Here is an 18,451-nt window from a genome sequence, read left to right on the forward strand (position 1 = left end):
ATTATTTCGCGTCTCCGGCGCGCTTTTATTCAAGGTCTTCCCGTGTTCGCAAATTGCCCGAACGGCGCAAGAGTGATGCGTTTGCGTTAAATTGGCAAGCAAAAGTTTTAGCGCGTGTTTGACGCGCCTCACTTTGGTCAAATTCCGGGCGATTGCCGAAAAAACCCGCAGGTTTTACGGGGCTTTGCAGTCTTCGTGCGATCTATATTGCGCTGCCGAAGGAAGGGGCTGTAGACGGAAGACAATCATACTTTGTTGTGCGGCGGCATGTCGGCCGGGTGGTATCAATCCGTCGTGGTCGAGCGGGAAACGCGCAGCAGCGCGCCGTTCGGATCGTCCGTCAAGAGCAGCAACGCACCGTCTGGTGCAACGATGACATCGCGGATACGGCCGAATTCGCCGTCGAACATCCGCTCCTCCGAAACGACGGCGCCGCTTTCGTCGCGCTCCAGTCGGCTGACGAGCTGATATTTGAGAGCGGCGACGATCAGGTTGCCCTCCCATTCCGGGAACATGGCGCCGTGATAGACGGCGATGGCGCCGGGTGCGATGGACGGGTCCCAATAATAGAGTGGCTGTTCATAGCCTTTCGCCGCCGAGCCGAGGTCGAATTCCGCGCCGGAATAATGGCGGCCGAAGGAGACGAGGGGCCAGCCGTAGTTGTGGCCGGGCTGCGGCACATTGATCTCGTCGCCGCCGCGTGCGCCGTGCTCGACGGTCAGCAGCGTGCCGTCCTTCGGGTCGATGACGAGGCCCTGCGGATTGCGGTGCCCCTTCGACCAGATCTCCGCCAGCCCCTCGGCGCTGCCGAGGAAGGGATTGTCGGCATGCGGGCTGCCGTCCGGGTTGATGTGCAGGATGGCGCCGGCATGGTCGCGCGGATCCTGCGCGCGCGGGCCTTCGCCCCGGTCGCCGATGCCGAAGAACAGGCTGCCGTCCTTGGCGATGGCGATGCGCGAGCCGAAATGCTGGCCGCGCGAGGTGAGGCGGTTCATCAGGAAGATGCGGGTCGTGTCCTCCAGCGCCGTGTCGTCCGCGGCAAGCCTTGCCTTGGCCACGGCCGTGCCGGAACCGCCGTCTCCGCGGGCACTGTAGGTCAGGTACAGTATGCGGCTGGTCGCAAAATCGGGGGCGAGTGCGATGTCGAGCAGGCCGCCCTGGCCGGTGGTGGAGACTTCGGGCACGCCGCGAAGGGGCGCGGAGACCTTGCCGCCGCGGATCAGGCGGAGCGTGCCGCCTTTTTCGGAAACGAGATAGGCGCCATCGGGCAGGACCTCGACGGACCACGGCTGGTTCAGCCCCGTCGCCAGCGTCTCGACGAGCAGGGCGGCTTTCTTGCTGGGGATTTCGCGGGTTTCGGCGGATGCGGGAGAGACCAGAAGCGTCGCGGTCAGGAGGAGCATCGCGGCGGCGCCCGCCAATATGCCTTTCAAGGGCCGAATATCCTGTCGCATCGCCGTCTCCTGTCTTCTGCCGTTAACTGGCCCAGAGGCGAGCGGCTTTCAAGAGCGGCGCCGGGGCGGGCGGCTCACTTTTGCGTGGGCTCGATGTGAGACGTCGTCTTTTCGATGCCGGAGGTCTTGATCGTGTCGAGCGCGACGGCGGGTGGCGACATCAGGCTGACGACCATGGCGACGCAGGCGGCGAGCGCCGTCATGGCGATCATGAACATGGCGCGGGATTCGCGTGCCTTCGGCTTCCTGCCGACCTTGTCTTCATCCAGAAACATCGTTTTCCCCTCCTGTCCTTCGCTTGCCTTGGCACCGAAAAAGCTCGCCGAAATCGGCGCGAGAACGACCGAATTGCGGCAAGGCCCGACATTTATTGTGGCGAAAAGAAGGCGGGGTAAAAAAGCTGGATTTCCAGTGCGTTCGACCGAATAGACGGCGCGCCTGCGCCGTCTTACATGCCTCTGCGGCCGAACTGGCGGACCGGTCGCGCGGCTCGGTTTTCCAAGGGCGCGAAACCTGTTGCCGCAAGCGTTGCGGCAGGTGACTGTGCCGGCTCGTCGTCGCCTTCCGGGAAGGTGATGTTGAAGCTCGTGGGAGCCGTCTCCGGCCGGGCAAGCAGGTAGCCCTGCATCAGCGGCCCGCCCATGTCGCGGCACAGCGCGATCATCTCCGGTTCCTCGATGCCGCCGACAATGGCGCGAATACCTTTCGCTGCGAACTGGCCGACGACGACGCGCAACAAAGCGAGCCCGGCGGAGTTTTCCACGAAGCTGCGCAGCCAGGCGGTATCGAAGGTCACGAATTGCGGCTTCAGTCGTTCCAGGCGCTCAAGGTCGTGGTCCTCGCCGGTGTAGTTGTCGATGGCGATGGCAAAGCCGCTGTCATGCAGGCGTGCGGCGAAGGAAACCAGCGTGTCGAGATCGTCCCGCGGGTGCTCGCGGATCTCGCAGGCGATGCGCGCCGGCGGCAGGCCTGCCTCGTGCGCGGCAAGGCGCAGCCATTCCACTTCCTGGCGGATGGCCTGAGGCGTGGTGTAGAGCCCGGCCTGGAAATTGATGATGAGCGCGGCCTCGCGCCGGCCGAGCGCACCGGTATTGAGGATGTGCAGGCTGCGGCAAAGGCCGTCCACCGCCATGCGTTCGTCTTCCGGAACGCGTTCGAAGAATTCTGCCGGGGAGCAGGGCATGTCGCCCGCGCTGGCGCGGATCAATCCCTTGAATGCGGCGATCTGCGGTCGGCCGTCCGCGCGCTCGGAAAAGATCGGTTGAAGGGCGGATTGCAGGAAGAAGGGGCCGTAGGCTGCGCCGAAGGCGCCGCCCGGCTGCCGGACGAGATTGGAGAAGATGCTTCTTTCGCTCATGCAGCGCACCATCCGCTGGAACGTCCCGACGGCGCGATTATAGAGAGCACCCGTTAATGCCGGTTTAATCCTTCGCGTAAAAATCTTCGATGTTGCAGCTTGCCTCAACCAATTGGTGTGGCTCGTTTTTGCAAGGGCGGCGATCCATTCCGTTCGCTGATGGGGCTCATGAATTTTTTCGGTATAGCCTGCATTTCCCGCTTTTTTCGTCCTTCGCGCTTGCAAGACCCGCCCACATTCGACATAGACCTAACCGCTATGGAGCCCGGCGCTCCGGGTCCATGGCGTCAAGCCGTCTTTGAACCCGATGAGGACATCTCCATCATGGCCTTTCTTGCCGACGCCCTTTCCCGTGTGAAGCCTTCCGCCACCATCGCCGTTTCCCAGAAAGCGCGTGAACTGAAAGCGAAAGGCCGTGACGTCATCGGGCTTGGTGCTGGCGAACCGGATTTCGACACGCCTGACAATATCAAGAAAGCCGCCATCGACGCGATCAACCGCGGCGAGACGAAGTACACGCCCGTTGCCGGTATCCCGGAACTGCGCGAAGCGATCGTCAAGAAATTCAAGCGTGAGAACGGCCTCGACTACACCGCCGCGCAGACGATCGTCGGCACGGGCGGAAAGCAGATTCTTTTCAACGCCTTCATGGCGACGATGAATCCGGGCGATGAAGTCGTTATCCCGACACCTTACTGGGTGTCCTATCCGGAAATGGTGTCGCTGTGCGGCGGCACGCCGGTCTTCGTCGCGACGACGCAGGAAAACAAGTTCAAGCTGAAGGCGGAAGACCTGGAGAAGGCGATCACGCCGAAGACCAAGTGGTTCATCTTCAACTCCCCGTCCAACCCGTCGGGCGCCGCCTACAGCCATGACGAGCTGAAGGCGCTGACGGACGTCCTGATGCGCCACCCGCATGTCTGGGTGCTGACGGACGACATGTACGAGCACCTGACCTATGGCGACTTCAAGTTCGCGACCCCGGTCGAGGTCGAGCCCGGTCTCTACGATCGTACGCTGACGATGAACGGCGTTTCCAAGGCCTATGCGATGACCGGCTGGCGTATCGGCTATGCGGCCGGCCCGCTCGCCCTCATCAAGGCGATGGACATGATCCAGGGCCAGCAGACCTCGGGCGCCTGCTCGGTCGCCCAGTGGGCCGCCGTCGAGGCGCTGAACGGCACGCAGGACTTCATTCCGGAAAACAAGAAGATCTTCGAAGGTCGCCGCGACCTCGTTGTTTCCATGCTCAATCAGGCCAAGGGCATCGAGTGCCCGTCGCCGGAAGGCGCTTTCTATGTCTATCCGTCCTGCAAGGGGCTGATCGGCAAGACCGCGCCGTCGGGCAAGGTCATCGAGACGGACGAGGACTTCGTCTCGGAACTGCTGGAATCGGAAGGCGTCGCCGTCGTGCATGGCTCGGCCTTCGGCCTCGGCCCGAATTTCCGCATCTCCTATGCGACGTCCGAGGCCCAGCTTGAGGAAGCCTGCAAGCGCATCCAGCGCTTCTGCGCAGCCTGCAAGTAACAGGCTCTTTGCAATGTGATGCAAAACCCGCCGGCAACGGCGGGTTTTTTGTTGCCGCCCCCATGAAATTTCCACTCTCGGTGCCGATATTGGGGAAAAGCGAATCCCGGAGCAGGACCATGAACATGAAGTCATTCGCCGTTGCCGCCCTGGCAGCCCTTGCCGTTGCTGCGCCCGCCATGGCCGCGGACGGTTACAAGAATGGCGACGAGCGTGCGCCGCGCGGCAGCATCGTCGTCAGCGAGCGGGCGCAATACATGTCGTTCTACGATTATTTCTTCAACAATCCGGGCAAGTCCCGCACCCTGCGCTATGATCCCGGCGAGTACTACAAGGGCCTGACCCGCGAATACGACCGGCCGTAACGGGCCTTTCTCTGTTCGGGGGGCTGCAGCCGGAGGAGCGAGCCAACAGCCCGTGCCGTGAACCGGATTGTTCCGGGAATGTCCTTGCGCCCATCGCATGCAAAAGAAAACGCCCGCGGGGAGGAGACCGCGGGCGTTTCTGTCCTCCCTCGGGGAGGAGGCATCGGAGCGCTGGATTGCGCAACGCTTCGATGCAAGGGTGTCACGCGACGTTGTCGAGGGACGGATAGTCCGTGTAGCCCTTGGCGCCGCCGCCGTAGAAGGTGCCCTGATCCGGGGCATTCAGCGCGGTCTTGTCTTTCAGCCGCTCGACGAGGTCCGGGTTGGCGATGAACAGCTTGCCGAAGGCGACGAGGTCGGCCTTGCCGCTTTCGACGGCATCGATGGCGAGTTCGCGGTTGTAGCCGTTGTTGACCATCCACGCCGCCTTGCCGCCGGCGGCCTTGTAGGCGGCGCGCAGTGCCGCGTAATCGAAGGGCGTGTCGCCCTGCTGGTGGTCACGCGAGCCGCCCGTCGCGCCTTCGATGATATGGATGTAGGCCAGATCATACTTGGCGAGACCTTCGACCACATAGGTGAAGAGCGGCTGCGGGTCAGGGTCGAATGCGTCGTTGGCGGGGGTCACCGGCGAGATGCGGATCGCGGTACGACCGGCGCCGATCTCCTTGGTGATGGTGTCGACGACCTCGAAAAGCAGGCGCGCGCGGTTTTCGATCGAGCCGCCATACTCGTCCGTGCGTGCGTTGCTGCCCGAGCGCAGGAACTGGTCGATCAGGTACCCGTTGGCGGCGTGGATCTCGACGCCGTCAAAGCCCGCATCGATCGCGGCACGGGCGGCGCGGCGGTAGTCCTCGATGATGCCGGGAAGCTCGGCCTTCTCCAGCGCGCGGGGCTCTGAGGTTTCGGCGAAACTCCCGCTGCCGTCGGCATTGATGAGGTAGGTCTTCGACTTGGCACGGATCGCCGAAGGGGCAACCGGCTTGCCGCCGTTCGGCTGGAGCGTGTCATGGGAGATGCGGCCGACATGCCACATCTGCACGACGATCTTGCCGCCTGCCTTGTGCACGCCGTCGGTGACCTGCTTCCAGCCGTCCAGCGCCTCGGCCTTGTAGAGGCCCGGCACGTCGGCGTAGCCCTGGCCCTGGTGGCTGATGGCGGTCGCTTCGGTGATCAGCAGGCCGGCGCTGGCGCGCTGCTCGTAATAGGCGGCGTTCAGCGTGTTCGGCACGGCGCCCGGCGAACGGTTGCGCGTCAGCGGCGCCATGACGATACGGTTGGCAAGCTGGATGTCACCGATCTTGAGAGGGTCGAAGAGCGAAGTCATGGGTAGTCCTTCTTCTGGCTTGGGGGAGGGCAGATGCTCAAAGCGAGCCGTTGATGTGGTGGAGAAAGGCCGCGATCTTGTCTTCGTCGCGTTTGAAGAACACCCATTGGCCGATCTTGCGTGTCGTCACGAGGCCGGCGCGCTGCAGGGTGGCAAGATGGGCGGAGACGGTGGACTGCGACAGGTCGCAGCGCCTTTCGATCTGGCCGGCGCAGACGCCAAACTCCAGCGGATGCTCCTGGCCGGAAAAATGGGTCTGCGGCTCCTTCAGCCAGGCAAGGATCTCCAGCCGCTTGGGATGCGCGAGAGCCTTGAGGATTTCGTCGGTGTCGAGCGGGGTCATATCTATCGTGGTCCAGCGATGTACATATCGGTTATATTCGATATTGGGTTCGCGAATGTTCGATACAAGAGGCCACGGCAAAAAAAGAGGGCCGCAAGCGAAGCTTGGGCCCTGCAGGTGTGAAGGTATAAAACCTCCAGAGGGGAACAGCCAACGCGCGGCACTGGGAGGAGAAAGACCGCAAGTGCGTTGGCTAACCTGAATATGGGGGAGGGACCGGGGTTCTTCAAGAGAAGCACATCCCAAGTTTTTCACAAGGGTTGGAAATCTGTTTCGTCTGCCCGAAGGCAAGAGAGAAGGCTGCAAGGTCAGGTGCAAAGCGCAGCGCTTTGCGAGCAATAAAAGCCCAAAACGAAACAGATGTTTCCCGGGCGCCGCGGCACGGAATGCCGACGGCGCAGCACGCCTTGCTTGAATATGTGGTGATCGCTTGGCGGGACAGGACGGCAGGCGTGCCGAAATACCGCAAGGTGCCGCGCTGTGCTTGCGGGGCGCCAGCCAAAGGCGCGGGTGATTTCTCATTCCTGGTGCCGAAGCGCGCCTGGAGAAAGCTGTCACCCGGCGCCGGGATATCCGGCGCCGGGTGATGGGAAGCCTCAGCCTGCGCTGAACCGGTTCCAGCGATCCGGATGCCGGGCCTTGAAGTCCGAGACGAGATCGATGCAGCCGGGCTCGTTCAGCACGGTGAGTTCGACGTCCTGTGTTGCAAGCCAGTCGCAGGCGCCCGGATAGTGGTGTGCTTCACCAACCACGATCCGGGAGACGCCGGCCACGATCGCCGCTCCGGCGCACATCGGGCAGGGCGCCTCGGTGGCAACGAGCGTCGCATTGTCCAGCGGGCCGTCATGGCCGGCGAGAAAGCTCTCCAGGCAGACCATTTCCGCGTGGGCCAGGAACCTGCGGTCCTGGATCTGTCGGTTGTGGCCCCTTGCAACGATCTGTCCGCCGACGACCAGGACCGAACCGAAGGGCATACCGCCGGAAGCGACGCCGTCGCGCGCCTCCGCAAGGGCCGCCTCCATCCACAGTCGATGGGTGGAATGGGGATCGTCGCTCACGCCGTCCGCTCCTTCCGGCCGGAGAAGGCATAGTGGAGAATGCCGCCGGCAAAGGCACCGAAGAACCAGGAGTAGGCGGCCACGCTCGCGAAGAGGGCGAGCTGGGAGATCGAGAGGGCGAAGATGCCGGCGAGCACCAGGGCAAGGATGGCATTCGGATTGAAGCCGTTCCGGTACCAGTACTTGCCGCGTGGATCTTCCGTATAGAGGCTGTCCAGATCGATCGATTGTTTGCGGATGATGAAATAGTCGCAGATGATGATGCCGAAGATCGGGCCGATAAACGCACCGAGCGTGCCGAGCGTGTACTGCACCATGACCGCGTTGGCGTAGAGCTTCCACGGCATGACCATGACGGAGATGAGCGAGGCGAGAACGCCTGCACGCCGGAAGGTCAGGTATTTCGGTGCAAGATTCGTCAGGTCCATGGCGGCCGAGACGAAGTTCGCCACGATGTTTGTCGCGATGGTTGCGGTCATGAAGGTGAGGGCGCCGAGCACGATCGCGGTGACGCTGTCGAGCCGGGCGACCAGGTGAACGGGGTCGGTGATGAGCTCGCCGAAAACCTTCAGTGCGCCTGATGTCGTGACGACGGTGACGAGGGCGAAGAGGGCAAAATTGATCGGCAGGCCGAGGAAGTTGGCGCGGTTCATCGCCTCGCGCGATTTCATGAAGCGCGAGAAATCGGCAAAGTTCAGCGTGGTGCCGGCAAACCAGGCAACCGTCAGGGCGACGGCGGTCAGCCAGGCCGAGAGAGCATCCCCACCGCTCAGGCTCTCCGAGCCGAGATTGAAGTCGATATGTTCCAGTCCTCCTGCCTTCCAGACGACCCAGCCGGCCATGGCGAACATCACGAGGTAGATCGCGGGGCCGGCCCAGTCCGTGAACTTACGGATGGCTTCCCAGCCGTAGTAGAAGACGGCGAGCTGCGAGAACCACATGACGAGGAAGCAGATCCATCCCAGCGTGGTCATTCCGAGAATGGAATCGTTGTTGAGCACGGCGGCACCGGGGGCCAGCCGCAGCGTGACCACGACCAGTGCGGTCGAGGCAACCCAGGTCTGGATGCCGTACCAGCATGTCGCTGTCGATGCCTTGATCATGCTCGGTATGTTGGCGCCGAAGACGCCGAATGCGGGGCGGCAGAATGCTGCAAAGGCGATGCCGTATTTCTGGCCGGCGCGGCCGGCGAGGTTGGTAAAGACGTAGATCAGCAAGATGCCGGTGATGAGCGCCGCGAAAACCTGAAAGCCACCAAGGCCGAGGGTGAAGAGGCTTGCTGCAAATACATACCCTGCCACACTATGGACGTTCGACATCCACATTGCGGATAGATTGTATACGCCCCATGTCTGCTCCTTTATCGGGGCGATGTCTTCATTGAATAGGTTATCGCTGACCGGCAGGGGCGAAGACCCCAAGCGCTGTGTTGAAGATGATGGTGTAGAATCCACGATTGTCTCCTCCGGACTCATTTTACCCTCCGGAATTCTGATTAATCCGGTTGGGATTTGTCGTATATTCGCCAAAGTCTGCCATTTAATCTGGAAATACATGAGGATATTCCAGGAATATACGGAAAAAAACCATTGGCGGCGCCAGCTCCTTTGGCGCCGCTTCCATGTCTAGCATTGCTTTCATTGCGGGTGATGGAAAGTTTTCCAACGAAAAGGGAAAACATGATTGCAATAATCGCACACAATCAGAATCAAGATTGCATGCTATTTTTAAGCGCGCAGCCAGCGCAATTACCGGCGCCGGTAGGGGCAGCGAGATTTTGTAATCGTCGGAATGTCGGGAGGGCTCAGGGGCCCTTTGACGGCTTGGGCGGGCCTGCTCTGCTCGATACGATTGCTTCGAGCCGTCGGGTCACTGGCGTCTGTGCATGGAGACGCGTGCGGTCCTGCCCGGAACAGCGGGCTGTCTCTTGTCGGAAGGCAAAAAAAGAGGGCCGCAAGATCGACTTGGGCCCTTTATAGTTTTGAAGGTAATAAAACCTCCAGAGGGGAACAGCTGGTGCGGTGGCACTGGGAGGAAAAAGCCACCAAAGTGCATCAGCTGCGTGCGATATGATGGTTTTGTGGGCATACATCAATCATTTAATGTGCATGCCAGCCATGCAGGTGGCGCAGGCCTTGCAAATCCGTTCGCTCAGAAGTTCCAGTTGCGTGCCTTCGCGACGATGAAATCCCTGAAAACCTTGAGCTTTGCGGAGTTCTTCATCTCGCTCGGATAGCAGAAGTAAGTGTCGAAGGACGGGATGTCGGCGCTGACCGGCAACTGGATGAGGCCCGGATCGCGCCCGACAATATAGTCCGGCAGCATCGCGACCCCGATGCCGAGCAGGCAGGCGCGCTTGATCGAGGTCTGGCTGTTGATCTGCAGGATGGACGGGCGGGGATTGTCGGAATCGCGGCCGGCGATCTCCAGCCAGTTGACGTCGAGCAGGTAGCTGGGCGCGGGCTCGCCGAAGGTGATGATCTTGTGGTTGTCGAGATCGTCGATCGACTGCGGTTCGCCATAGCGGTTGATGTAGGAGGGGGCGGCGTAAATGTGCATGTGCACGGTGAAGAGCCGGCGCCGGATGAGGTCGGACTGCTGCGGTTCGCGAAGGCGGATGGCGCAGTCGGCATGGCGCATGTTCACGTCCAGCTCCTCATTGTCGAGGATGAGCTGCACCTGCATGTCGGGATAAAGCGCGAGGAATTCCTGCACCTTGTCGGTCAGCCATCCCTGGCCGAGGCCGACCGTGGTGGTGATGCGCAGCTTGCCGCTTGGCTTTTCCGTGTTTTCCGTCAGCTGTACGCGCACGCTTTCGAGCTTCATCAGCACGTCGTGCGCGGTGCGATAGAGGATCTCGCCCTGCTCGGTGAGGATAAGGCCGCGGGCGTGGCGGTGGAAGAGCTTGATGCCGACATCCTGCTCCAGCGCGCTCACCTGACGGCTGATGGCCGATTGAGAAAGGTGCAGCTTGTCTGCGGCGTGCGTAAACGAGCCGGCCTCGGCCGCGGCGTGGAAAATCCGCAGCTTGTCCCAATCGAGTGGCATTCTATCCCCCATATGTCTTTGTGGCGGGGAGCGCGTGCTTCCCGCCCGGTCGCTGATTCAACTGTTCCCACGCGGGCGGTCGGGCTATCCCGCCGCCCTTTGTTGGCGGCTTCTACTCGGCCGCAATTGCGACAGGCATATGACCTGCAAGGTATTTTTCGGTTTCGAGGGCTGCCATGCAACCCATGCCGGCAGCCGTAACTGCCTGGCGATAGATGTCGTCGGTGACGTCGCCTGCGGCAAAAACGCCCGGCACGTCCGTCGCCGTGGAATCGGACGCCGTCCACAGATAGCCGTTCGGCTTCTGGCGCAGCTTGCCCTTGAAGAGCTCGACCGCCGGCGCGTGGCCGATCGCCACGAACACGCCGTCCGTCACCATGTCGCGCGTTTCGCCGGTCTTGACGTTGCGCAGCTTCACGCCGTTGACGGAAGCGGGCATCGGCGGCTTCGGATCGGCACCGAGATATTCGACGACCTCGTGGTCCCAGACGATCTTGACATTCTCCTTGGCGAACAGCCGCTCCTGGAGAATCTTTTCCGCGCGGAAACTGTCGCGGCGGTGCACGACCGTCACGGTCTTGGCGAGGTTGGAGAGATAGAGCGCTTCCTCCACGGCCGAATTGCCGCCGCCGACCACGATGACGTCCTTGTTGCGATAGAAGAACCCGTCGCAGGTGGCGCAGGCCGAGACGCCGAAACCCATGAACTTGTGTTCGGTATCGATGCCAAGCCACTTGGCCTTGGCGCCCGTCGCGATGATCAGCGCGTCGGCGGTCCATTCGGTGCCGCTGTCGGTGGAGATGCGGAAGGGGCGCACGTCGAGATCGACGTTCGTGACGAGGTCGTTGACGATCTCGGCGCCGACATGCTGGGCCTGCTTGAGCATCTGCTCCATCATCCACGGGCCCTGTACCGGATCGGCATAACCCGGATAGTTTTCCACATCCGTGGTGATCATCAGCTGGCCACCCTGTTCCATGCCGGCGATCAGCACCGGCTCCAGCATGGCGCGGGCGGTATAGATGGCGGCGGTGTAGCCGGCGGGGCCGGAGCCGATGATCAGTACCTTGACGTGGCGGGTGGACATGGTCGTTCCTTCCGGGGTTTTAACCCCAATGGGCCATTCCCCGCGCGAATGGCGCGCTCGGGTCCGGCCGGCGTGTCGTTGTTCGATCTTCATTTATGAAGGGAGCGCCATGAGTTTCAAGAGCATGCGGGGCTTTGCCAACAGACAAGCGAAGGCGCGTGACATATTTGTGCCGTTTGCGGTAACAATGTTGCGCTGATACGGCGATTCGGATCACTTCCGGTCGCCTCCCTGAAAGGTTTCAATAATTCCCATGTTTCGTGCAGAACTCGACGCCATCGACATCCGTATCCTGAAGGAGCTTCAGGCCGATGGCCGGATGACCAATGTGGAGCTTGCCGCCCGTGCCGGCATCTCCGCGCCGCCCTGTCTACGCCGCGTGCGCAAGCTGGAGGAGGCGGGCATCATCGAGGGTTACACCGCGATGTTGAATGCTCCGGCGCTCGGTTATGATCTTGTCGCCTTCTGCATGGTCGGGCTCAAGCACCAGTCGGAGGCGAATCTCAAGGCCTTTGCGGCCGCCACCGGCGAATGGCCGATGGTACGCCAGGCCTGGATGGTCTCCGGCGACAGCGATTTCCTTCTGCACTGCGTTGCCGAAAACCTCACGCGCTTCCAGGACTTCGTCATCGAGGAACTGACCGCCAATGCGCAGGTCGATACCGTGCGCACCATGCTGACGATCCGCCAGGTCAAGAAGGTCGGGTTGGTCGAGCTTTAGACAGTCTCCACTGTTTCAGGATCTCCTCCGCCAGCCCCGATGTCGAATTGACCGGGTTGCCACGGCCGTGGGCGGGCGCCTCCGGAAACCGGCCGATGACGGTTTCCTGCGACAGGGCGGCGATCAGGCTGGCGATCTTCGGATGGCCGCCGGACGGGTAGAAGAGCTGTACGGGCACGCCGAGCGCGGCTGCTTCCCCGATCATGTTGGTCGAATCGGCCGTGACGACGATCTCGTCGGCCCAGGCGAGGTAGGCGAGCAGCGGGTTTTTCCCCGTTCCATCCCAGAGATGCACGCCGGGGCGATTGCCGAGTCCCGCCAAGGCCTTGGCGAGCGGGGCTGGCGTGCGACGCGAAGTGGTTATCATCAGTCCACAGCCGTCTTCCAATTTTGCATGAAGGCCACCAAGGAAGCGGTTGATATCGGCATCGGTGAAACGATGATGTCGGCCGTCGCCGCCGACGAGCACCGCGATCCGTGGCACGGGCAGGGGGGCGAGGATGTCTGCAAAGGCGGCATGCGCCTCTGCCAGTCGCTCCGGCAGAAGCCTGTTGGGGGCGGTGGTGACGACAAGGACATTGCTGCCGCGCGGCGCGTCGTGCTGCTGCACGATGAGCAGGTCCGCGCCGTGCGACCGGGTCCGGGGATCCTTGAAGAGCACGCAGAAGGTCGAAGGAGAAAGCGCCTTCAGCCGGCGCAGATAGGGTACCGCCCGCCGGCCCGTGGCAAGGCAGATATCCGGAAAGGGCGGAGCGAGCGGCGAGCCGGCCTTGGCCGGTGCATCCTTCGGGTCGATCGGTCCCCAGGGCATCAGCCAGGTATAGGCACGCCGCGGTGCCACCCGCCGCAGGAGAGGTTCCGTCTCCATGGCCTCAGCGAGACCGATCAGCGGCTGTTCGTCGCCGGCCTTGCCGTCCGTCAGGACCCAGACGACGGGAGGGGCGCTCTTCGCCATGTCAGCGCCGCGGCTCCACCGCCATCAGCCGCTCATAGGCGGAATATTCCTTTTCGAGCATCTGCCGGGTGGTGAAGTTGGCAAGCACATGTGCCCGGCCGTTCGCACCCATGGTTTTCAGGCGATCCGGATCGGCAAGCGCGTCGCCCAGCGCGGCGGCAAGCGCTGCGACGTCGCCGGGCGGCACCAGCCAGCCGGTCCTGCCGGGCAGAACCGTCTCCCGGCTGCCGCCGTGATCGGTCGCGATGACGGGCGTGCCCATCGCCTGCGCTTCGATCGCGGCACGGCCGAAGGCTTCCGGGTCGGTCGAAGCCGAGACCGCGAGATCTGCGGCGGCGAGGACGGCGGGGATATCCCGTCGGCTGCCGGTGAAGGTGACGCGGCCGTCAAGGCCGAGGCGTGCCATGTCGCGCTGAAGCTCTGCAACGAGCGCCTCCGAGCCGCCGCCGACGAAGGCGAGGCGAAGGTCGGGACGGTCGAGGCGTGCGGCGGCCTCCAGTAGAACGGCATGGCCCTTCCACCGCGTCACGCGGCCGACCATCACCACCAGCGGGCCATGCTCCGTGGCGCCGAGTTCACGGCGCAGGGTGCTGCGTGTTTCGGCCGGAATGCGTACGGGATCGAAGAGATCGGGCTCGACGCCGCGCGGGGCGACGATCACGCGCTCCAGCGGGAAGCCGTAGACGGCGACGATGTGGTCGCGGATGAACTGCGAATTTGCGATGACCAGCGGCGCGCGCAACATGGCGCTGTTGTAGAAACGCTTGAGGGCGTTGCCGTGGCTGTAGACACCGTGGAAGGTCGTCAGGAAACGCACCGGCCGTCGTGCCAGGCGGCAGGCGAGGAGACCGACCCAGGCCGGTACGCGGCTGCGGGCATGGATGATGTCGATGCCCTCGGCATCGACCAGCCGCGCGACGGCCCGTGCGGCGGAAACGGCGGAAAAGAGTGATTTCTTTCCGACCGGCAGCGTGACGTGCCGGGCGCCTGCGGCTTCTGCCGCGGCGACGAGCGGGCCGCCCGCGCTGGCGATCCAGTTCGGCAGGCCGAGTTCGCCGAGATGGCCGGCCATCTCCACGGCGCTGCGTTCCACGCCACCGTCGCCGAGCGCGGGAAGGAGTTGGAGGATGCGCGGTCCGGCGGTCGCCGTGCCCTGCTGCGGAGGCGTCAGGAAGTCCCCGATCTTGTGCTGCCAGGTCTGCTCACGGGCGTGCCGACGGGCGCTTTCGCCGAGCCGGAGCCGGAGGTCGCGGTCACCGAGGAGCCTGTCCAGCGTTGCCGTCACGGATGCCGTATCGGCGCCGTCGCACAGAAGGCCTGTCTTGCCGTCGAGCACGGCATCCGCCGCGCCACCCTCGCGGCCGGCAAGGCCGGGGGCGCCGTACCAGGCGGCTTCCAGATAGACGAGGCCGAATCCCTCGACGGAATTGCCCTCGCGGCGCGCCGGCATGGCGAAGACGTCGGCGAGTTCCAGAAGAGCCGCCTTTTCCGTATCCGATACGCGGCCGTGGAAGATGACGGCGCCGGCGATGCCAGCGTCCCTGGCGAGGGCTTCGAGCCGGGCGCGGTCCGCGCCGTCGCCGGCGACGTGCAGGGTCAGGCCGGGATAGGCCGGGTGCAGCGCCGCGACGGCCTCGATGAGCCGGTCCACGCCCTTGCGCGGCTCCAGCCGGCAGAGCGTCACGACCTGCAGTCCGTCGCCATGGGCTGTCCGTAGTGCCGCCAGCCGGTCGGGATCGGCCGGAGCCTGTGCCGGCACGGTGGGGGTGACGGTGCGCAGCCGGCCAGCCGCCACATAGGGCGCGGCAAGGCCGGCGGTGAAGCTGGAATTGGCGATGACGTCCTTCGCCTTGGCCATCGCCGCCTGGATGCGCTGCGCCTTGCGCGGGGTGGGGGCGGCAGGAAATTCCATGCCATGGGCGAGCACGGTGACCGGAACGGTGTCCACACCCAGGTTTTCCACGCTTTTCCAGGTATCGGCGATAATTCGGTCATAGGCGCCGGCGCGCACGAGGCGCGCAGCCTCCCGCGCCTTGCGCCAGCGCCGCAGCGGTTTCCATCCGGAGAATCGGGCCAGTCCGTAGGGACGTTCCTTGTCGGAAGCATCGGGCTTGCCGTCGGCCAGCACGGTGACGGCATGGCCGCCCTCCTGCAAGGCAAGCGCCATCGAGCCCATCATGTTCTCGATCCCGCCGACGACAGGGGGAAAGCATTGCGTGAGGATGAGAATGTTCATGGGGTGCTGGGGCTCGAAAATGCGGCGCGGTCGCGGAACTCCTATCACCGCCGACCGATATGGTCTATGGAGGCGCCGGCGCGCAATCGGCGCGTTCCAGTGGAGATGATGCGGATGCAGACGATCGTATGCATGAAATGGGGCACGCGCTATCCGGCGGATTACGTCAACCGCCTGTGGTCCATGATCAAGCGCAATACGGTTCGTCCGACGCGGCTCGTCTGCTTCACGGAAGATGCCGGAGGCATCGATCCCGCGGTCTCCGTCTTCCCGCTGCCGCCGATCACCATTCCCGAGCGCGTCGCCTGGAAGCCGTGGCGCAAGATCTCGCTGTGGCAGGCGCCGCTGGCCGACCTTGAGGGCGACGTGCTGTTCGTCGATCTCGACGTGGTCATCACCGGGCCGCTCGACGATTTCTTCGATTATGCGCCCGGCAAATTCTGCATTGCGGAAAACTGGACGCAGCTCGGCCAGGGCATCGGCAACACTTCGGTCTACCGCTGGACGGTCGGCACCAACACGCATGTGTATGACGACTTCATCCGCGACCCCGACGCCAAGGTCAACAAGCACACGATTTCGCAGCGCTACGTTTCCGCCGCCGCCGAAAACATGACCTACTGGCCGGCCGAGTGGTGCGTCAGTTTCAAACACACGCTCTTGCCGCGCTGGCCGCTGAACTTCTTCAAGGACGTGCCGCTTCCCTCAGGCACGCGCATCGTTGCCTTCACCGGCAAGCCCGATCCCGACGAGGCCGTAATCGGGCAATGGCCGGTCTCGGCCTGGTGGAAGAAGGCCTACAAGCATGTCCGGCCGACGCGCTGGATCGACGAGAACTGGCGCTGAGACGCACGACGTTCCCGATTTCTGATGCCGTGCCTTTCTATTGCTTGAGGGTATCGAGGTACCAGCGGTAGGCGCGGGCAATTCCGTCGCGAAGTTCCGTGGCGGGCTTCCAACCCATCGCCGCCAGCTTGGCGTTCGACATCAGCTTGCGCGGCGTCCCATCCGGTTTGGAGGGATCGGTCTCGATCCGCCCCTTGAAGCCGACGACCTCGGCGACGAGCCGCATGAGGTCGAGAATGGCGATGTCCTCGCCAGAACCGACATTGACGTGTTCGTAGTCCTCGTAATTCTTGAGCAGGAAGATCAGCGCATCGGCGCAGTCCTCGCTGAACAGGAACTCGCGGCGCGGCGATCCGGTGCCCCAGATCGTCACATGGTCCAGGCCGGCCAGTTTCGCCTCATGCGCCTTGCGAATCAGCGCCGGCAGCACATGGCTGGTCTTGAGGTCGAAATTGTCGTTCGGGCCGTAGAGATTGGTGGGCATGGCCGAGATGAAGCGGGCGCCGTGCTGCTTCATATAGGCCTGGCAGAGCTTGATGCCGGCGATCTTGGCGATGGCATACCATTCGTTGGTCGGCTCCAGCGCGCCGGTCAAAAGTGCGCTCTCGGTGATCGGCTGGTCGGCGAATTTCGGATAGATGCAGCTTGAGCCGAGGAAGAGCAGCTTCTCGACCCCGGCCTCGTGCGCCGACTTGATGACGTTCATCTCCATCGCGAGATTGCGCTGGAGGAACTCCACGGGCTCGCGGTCATTGGCAAGGATGCCGCCGACCTTCGCCGCCGCCATCACCACGGCCTGCGGCCGCTCCGTCGCGAAGAAGCGCTCGACGTCCGCCTGCCGCTCGAGGTCCACCGTGTCGCGCGGCGCGGTCAGCACCGTGCAGTTCTCCGCCGCCAGCCGCTTGGCGACGGCGCTGCCGACCATGCCGCGATGTCCGGCGACGAAGACGCGTTTTCCTGCAAGGTCGTACATTCAGAGACGGCCCTTTTCCGCATAGTTTCTCTGCATGAGCTTCAGGTCTTCCCGCACCATTTCGCGGGCAAGCTCGTGCGCGCCCGTTTCATGACGCCAGCCGAGCACCCGCTCGGCCTTCGAGGGATCGCCGAGCAGGAGATCGACTTCCGTCGGGCGGAAGTAGCGCGGGTCGATGGAGACGAGCTGCTTGCCCGTCGCCGCATCATAACCCTTCTCATCGACGCCCACGCCCTCCCAGCGGATGGCGATGCCGGCTTCGGCGAAGGACCATTCGGCAAACTGGCGCACGGTGGTCGTCTCGCCCGTCGCCAGCACATAATCGTCGGCCTTCGCCTGCTGCAGCATCAACCACATGCCGCGCACATATTCCTTCGCATGCCCCCAGTCGCGCTTGGCGTCGAGATTGCCGAGGAAGAGCTGGTCCTGCTGGCCGAGCGTGATGGCGGCGACGGCGCGGGTGATCTTGCGTGTCACGAAGGTCTCGCCGCGCAGTGGGCTTTCATGGTTGAAAAGGATACCGTTCGAGGCATGCATGCCGTAGGCTTCGCGATAGTTGACGACGATCCAGTAGGCATAGAGCTTTGCCGCGGCATAGGGTGAGCGGGGATAGAAGGGTGTCGTCTCGCTCTGGGGAACCTCCTGCACCTTGCCGTAGAGTTCCGACGTGGACGCCTGGTAGAAGCGCGTCTTCTTCTCGAGGCCGAGGATGCGGATCGCTTCCAGCATGCGCAGCGTGCCGATGGCGTCGGCATTGGCGGTATATTCCGGCGTCTCGAAGCTCACCTGCACATGGCTCTGGGCGGCAAGGTTGTAGATCTCGTCCGGCTGGGTCTGCTGGACGATGCGCACGAGATTCGTCGCGTCCGTCATGTCGCCGTAGTGCAGGAAAAGCTGCGGGTCCGGCTCGTGCGGATCCTCGTAGATGTGCTCGATGCGGCCCGTGTTGAACGAGGAGGACCGCCGCTTGATGCCATGCACGATGTAGCCCTTGTCGAGCAGCAGCTGCGCCAGATAGGCGCCGTCCTGGCCCGTCACACCCGTTATCAAAGCCACCGGTTTCTTGGACACGTCTGTTCTCCAGGATGAATGCGGGTTTTGAAGCAATTCCGGCAAAAGCGTCTAGCGGTTATGCGTCCGGAAATGCTGGAAGATAC

Annotated in this window: 17 protein-coding genes; 4 read left to right on the forward strand and 13 right to left on the reverse strand. The window is 63.3% G+C overall.

Annotated elements, in window-relative coordinates; translation table 11 throughout:
• Nucleotides 1-284: 284 nt before the first annotated feature.
• The 3 genes from AKG11_RS13405 to AKG11_RS13415 form a co-directional block, all read right to left on the reverse strand.
• Complete coding sequence (locus AKG11_RS13405) at nucleotides 285-1,454, reverse strand: PQQ-dependent sugar dehydrogenase (protein WP_024271247.1); 1,170 nt, start codon at nucleotides 1,452-1,454, stop codon at nucleotides 285-287.
• Between the two features lie 74 nt (nucleotides 1,455-1,528).
• Nucleotides 1,529-1,729 (reverse strand): hypothetical protein, encoded by a 201-nt coding sequence (locus AKG11_RS13410; RefSeq protein WP_023517239.1) that lies wholly within the window; start codon nucleotides 1,727-1,729, stop codon nucleotides 1,529-1,531.
• A 173-nt stretch (nucleotides 1,730-1,902) separates the two neighbouring features.
• Nucleotides 1,903-2,811, reverse strand: a complete 909-nt coding sequence (locus tag AKG11_RS13415) for an EAL domain-containing protein (RefSeq protein ID WP_037408721.1) — start codon at nucleotides 2,809-2,811, stop codon at nucleotides 1,903-1,905.
• Between the two features lie 324 nt (nucleotides 2,812-3,135).
• On the opposite strand from AKG11_RS13415, the gene AKG11_RS13420 reads away from it, so the two are divergent.
• Nucleotides 3,136-4,338: a pyridoxal phosphate-dependent aminotransferase gene (locus AKG11_RS13420; RefSeq protein WP_024271248.1), complete on the forward strand. Its 1,203-nt coding sequence runs from the start codon at nucleotides 3,136-3,138 to the stop codon at nucleotides 4,336-4,338.
• 119 nt (nucleotides 4,339-4,457) lie between these two features.
• A complete protein-coding gene (locus AKG11_RS13425) occupies nucleotides 4,458-4,703 on the forward strand; it encodes a hypothetical protein (protein WP_050744201.1) in 246 nt (81 codons plus the stop codon).
• 202 nt (nucleotides 4,704-4,905) lie between these two features.
• Here AKG11_RS13425 and AKG11_RS13430 read toward each other — a convergent pair whose 3' ends face one another.
• From AKG11_RS13430 to trxB, 6 genes are all read right to left on the reverse strand, one after another.
• Nucleotides 4,906-6,027, reverse strand: a complete 1,122-nt coding sequence (locus AKG11_RS13430) for an alkene reductase (RefSeq protein ID WP_050744202.1) — start codon at nucleotides 6,025-6,027, stop codon at nucleotides 4,906-4,908.
• Between the two features lie 37 nt (nucleotides 6,028-6,064).
• Nucleotides 6,065-6,370 (reverse strand): ArsR/SmtB family transcription factor, encoded by a 306-nt coding sequence (locus AKG11_RS13435; RefSeq protein ID WP_050744203.1) that lies wholly within the window; start codon nucleotides 6,368-6,370, stop codon nucleotides 6,065-6,067.
• A gap of 596 nt (nucleotides 6,371-6,966) precedes the next feature.
• The gene (locus AKG11_RS13440; RefSeq protein ID WP_023513587.1) at nucleotides 6,967-7,428 is read right to left on the reverse strand and encodes a nucleoside deaminase; all 462 of its coding nucleotides are present in this window, start codon (nucleotides 7,426-7,428) and stop codon (nucleotides 6,967-6,969) included.
• The gene (locus tag AKG11_RS13445) at nucleotides 7,425-8,984 is read right to left on the reverse strand and encodes an NCS1 family nucleobase:cation symporter-1 (protein ID WP_371260074.1); all 1,560 of its coding nucleotides are present in this window, start codon (nucleotides 8,982-8,984) and stop codon (nucleotides 7,425-7,427) included. Before AKG11_RS13445 ends, AKG11_RS13440 begins: the two co-directional genes overlap by 4 nt.
• Before the next feature lie 595 nt (nucleotides 8,985-9,579).
• Nucleotides 9,580-10,476 carry a LysR family transcriptional regulator VtlR gene (locus AKG11_RS13450; RefSeq protein ID WP_023515043.1) on the reverse strand — a complete coding sequence of 299 codons (897 nt, stop codon included), beginning with the start codon at nucleotides 10,474-10,476 and terminating at the stop codon, nucleotides 9,580-9,582.
• A gap of 112 nt (nucleotides 10,477-10,588) precedes the next feature.
• Nucleotides 10,589-11,563, reverse strand: a complete 975-nt coding sequence (gene trxB, locus AKG11_RS13455) for a thioredoxin-disulfide reductase (protein WP_023515044.1) — start codon at nucleotides 11,561-11,563, stop codon at nucleotides 10,589-10,591.
• Between the two features lie 253 nt (nucleotides 11,564-11,816).
• Here trxB and AKG11_RS13460 point away from each other — a divergent pair, with 253 nt between their 5' ends.
• The gene (locus AKG11_RS13460) at nucleotides 11,817-12,284 is read left to right on the forward strand and encodes an Lrp/AsnC family transcriptional regulator (RefSeq protein ID WP_023516337.1); all 468 of its coding nucleotides are present in this window, start codon (nucleotides 11,817-11,819) and stop codon (nucleotides 12,282-12,284) included.
• Here AKG11_RS13460 and AKG11_RS13465 read toward each other — a convergent pair.
• Nucleotides 12,256-13,239 carry a mitochondrial fission ELM1 family protein gene (locus AKG11_RS13465; RefSeq protein WP_050744204.1) on the reverse strand — a complete coding sequence of 328 codons (984 nt, stop codon included), beginning with the start codon at nucleotides 13,237-13,239 and terminating at the stop codon, nucleotides 12,256-12,258. The two genes, AKG11_RS13460 and AKG11_RS13465, sit on opposite strands and share 29 nt — an antisense overlap.
• Before the next feature lies 1 nt (nucleotide 13,240).
• Nucleotides 13,241-15,475 (reverse strand): glycosyltransferase, encoded by a 2,235-nt coding sequence (locus tag AKG11_RS33715; protein WP_082342423.1) that lies wholly within the window; start codon nucleotides 15,473-15,475, stop codon nucleotides 13,241-13,243.
• 114 nt (nucleotides 15,476-15,589) lie between these two features.
• On the opposite strand from AKG11_RS33715, the gene AKG11_RS13475 reads away from it, so the two are divergent.
• A complete protein-coding gene (locus AKG11_RS13475; RefSeq protein WP_050744241.1) occupies nucleotides 15,590-16,321 on the forward strand; it encodes a hypothetical protein in 732 nt (243 codons plus the stop codon).
• Nucleotides 16,322-16,358: 37 nt separating this feature from the next.
• Here AKG11_RS13475 and AKG11_RS13480 read toward each other — a convergent pair whose 3' ends face one another.
• Together AKG11_RS13480 and gmd are read right to left on the reverse strand one after the other, a co-directional pair.
• Nucleotides 16,359-17,294 carry a GDP-L-fucose synthase gene (locus AKG11_RS13480; RefSeq protein WP_050744205.1) on the reverse strand — a complete coding sequence of 312 codons (936 nt, stop codon included), beginning with the start codon at nucleotides 17,292-17,294 and terminating at the stop codon, nucleotides 16,359-16,361.
• Nucleotides 17,295-18,365, reverse strand: a complete 1,071-nt coding sequence (gene gmd, locus AKG11_RS13485) for a GDP-mannose 4,6-dehydratase (protein WP_050744206.1) — start codon at nucleotides 18,363-18,365, stop codon at nucleotides 17,295-17,297.
• Between the last annotated feature and the right edge of the window lie 86 nt (nucleotides 18,366-18,451).

It is taken from the genome of Shinella sp. SUS2 (assembly GCF_001262505.1).
In the GTDB taxonomy this organism is placed as follows: Bacteria; Pseudomonadota; Alphaproteobacteria; order Rhizobiales; family Rhizobiaceae; genus Shinella.

What these genes read in the sequence shown, in the direction of transcription:
- AKG11_RS13405 (WP_024271247.1), bottom strand. Translation starts at nt 1,454, where the DNA reads ATGCGACAGGATATTCGGCCCTTGAAAGGCATATTGGCGGGCGCCGCC.
- AKG11_RS13410 (WP_023517239.1), bottom strand. Translation starts at nt 1,729, where the DNA reads ATGTTTCTGGATGAAGACAAGGTCGGCAGGAAGCCGAAGGCACGCGAA.
- AKG11_RS13415 (WP_037408721.1), bottom strand. Translation starts at nt 2,811, where the DNA reads ATGAGCGAAAGAAGCATCTTCTCCAATCTCGTCCGGCAGCCGGGCGGC.
- AKG11_RS13420 (WP_024271248.1), top strand. Translation starts at nt 3,136, where the DNA reads ATGGCCTTTCTTGCCGACGCCCTTTCCCGTGTGAAGCCTTCCGCCACC.
- AKG11_RS13425 (WP_050744201.1), top strand. Translation starts at nt 4,458, where the DNA reads ATGAACATGAAGTCATTCGCCGTTGCCGCCCTGGCAGCCCTTGCCGTT.
- AKG11_RS13430 (WP_050744202.1), bottom strand. Translation starts at nt 6,027, where the DNA reads ATGACTTCGCTCTTCGACCCTCTCAAGATCGGTGACATCCAGCTTGCC.
- AKG11_RS13435 (WP_050744203.1), bottom strand. Translation starts at nt 6,370, where the DNA reads ATGACCCCGCTCGACACCGACGAAATCCTCAAGGCTCTCGCGCATCCC.
- AKG11_RS13445 (WP_371260074.1), bottom strand. Translation starts at nt 8,984, where the DNA reads ATGTATTTCCAGATTAAATGGCAGACTTTGGCGAATATACGACAAATC.
- AKG11_RS13450 (WP_023515043.1), bottom strand. Translation starts at nt 10,476, where the DNA reads ATGCCACTCGATTGGGACAAGCTGCGGATTTTCCACGCCGCGGCCGAG.
- trxB (WP_023515044.1), bottom strand. Translation starts at nt 11,563, where the DNA reads ATGTCCACCCGCCACGTCAAGGTACTGATCATCGGCTCCGGCCCCGCC.
- AKG11_RS13460 (WP_023516337.1), top strand. Translation starts at nt 11,817, where the DNA reads ATGTTTCGTGCAGAACTCGACGCCATCGACATCCGTATCCTGAAGGAG.
- AKG11_RS13465 (WP_050744204.1), bottom strand. Translation starts at nt 13,239, where the DNA reads ATGGCGAAGAGCGCCCCTCCCGTCGTCTGGGTCCTGACGGACGGCAAG.
- AKG11_RS33715 (WP_082342423.1), bottom strand. Translation starts at nt 15,475, where the DNA reads ATGAACATTCTCATCCTCACGCAATGCTTTCCCCCTGTCGTCGGCGGG.
- AKG11_RS13475 (WP_050744241.1), top strand. Translation starts at nt 15,590, where the DNA reads ATGCAGACGATCGTATGCATGAAATGGGGCACGCGCTATCCGGCGGAT.
- AKG11_RS13480 (WP_050744205.1), bottom strand. Translation starts at nt 17,294, where the DNA reads ATGTACGACCTTGCAGGAAAACGCGTCTTCGTCGCCGGACATCGCGGC.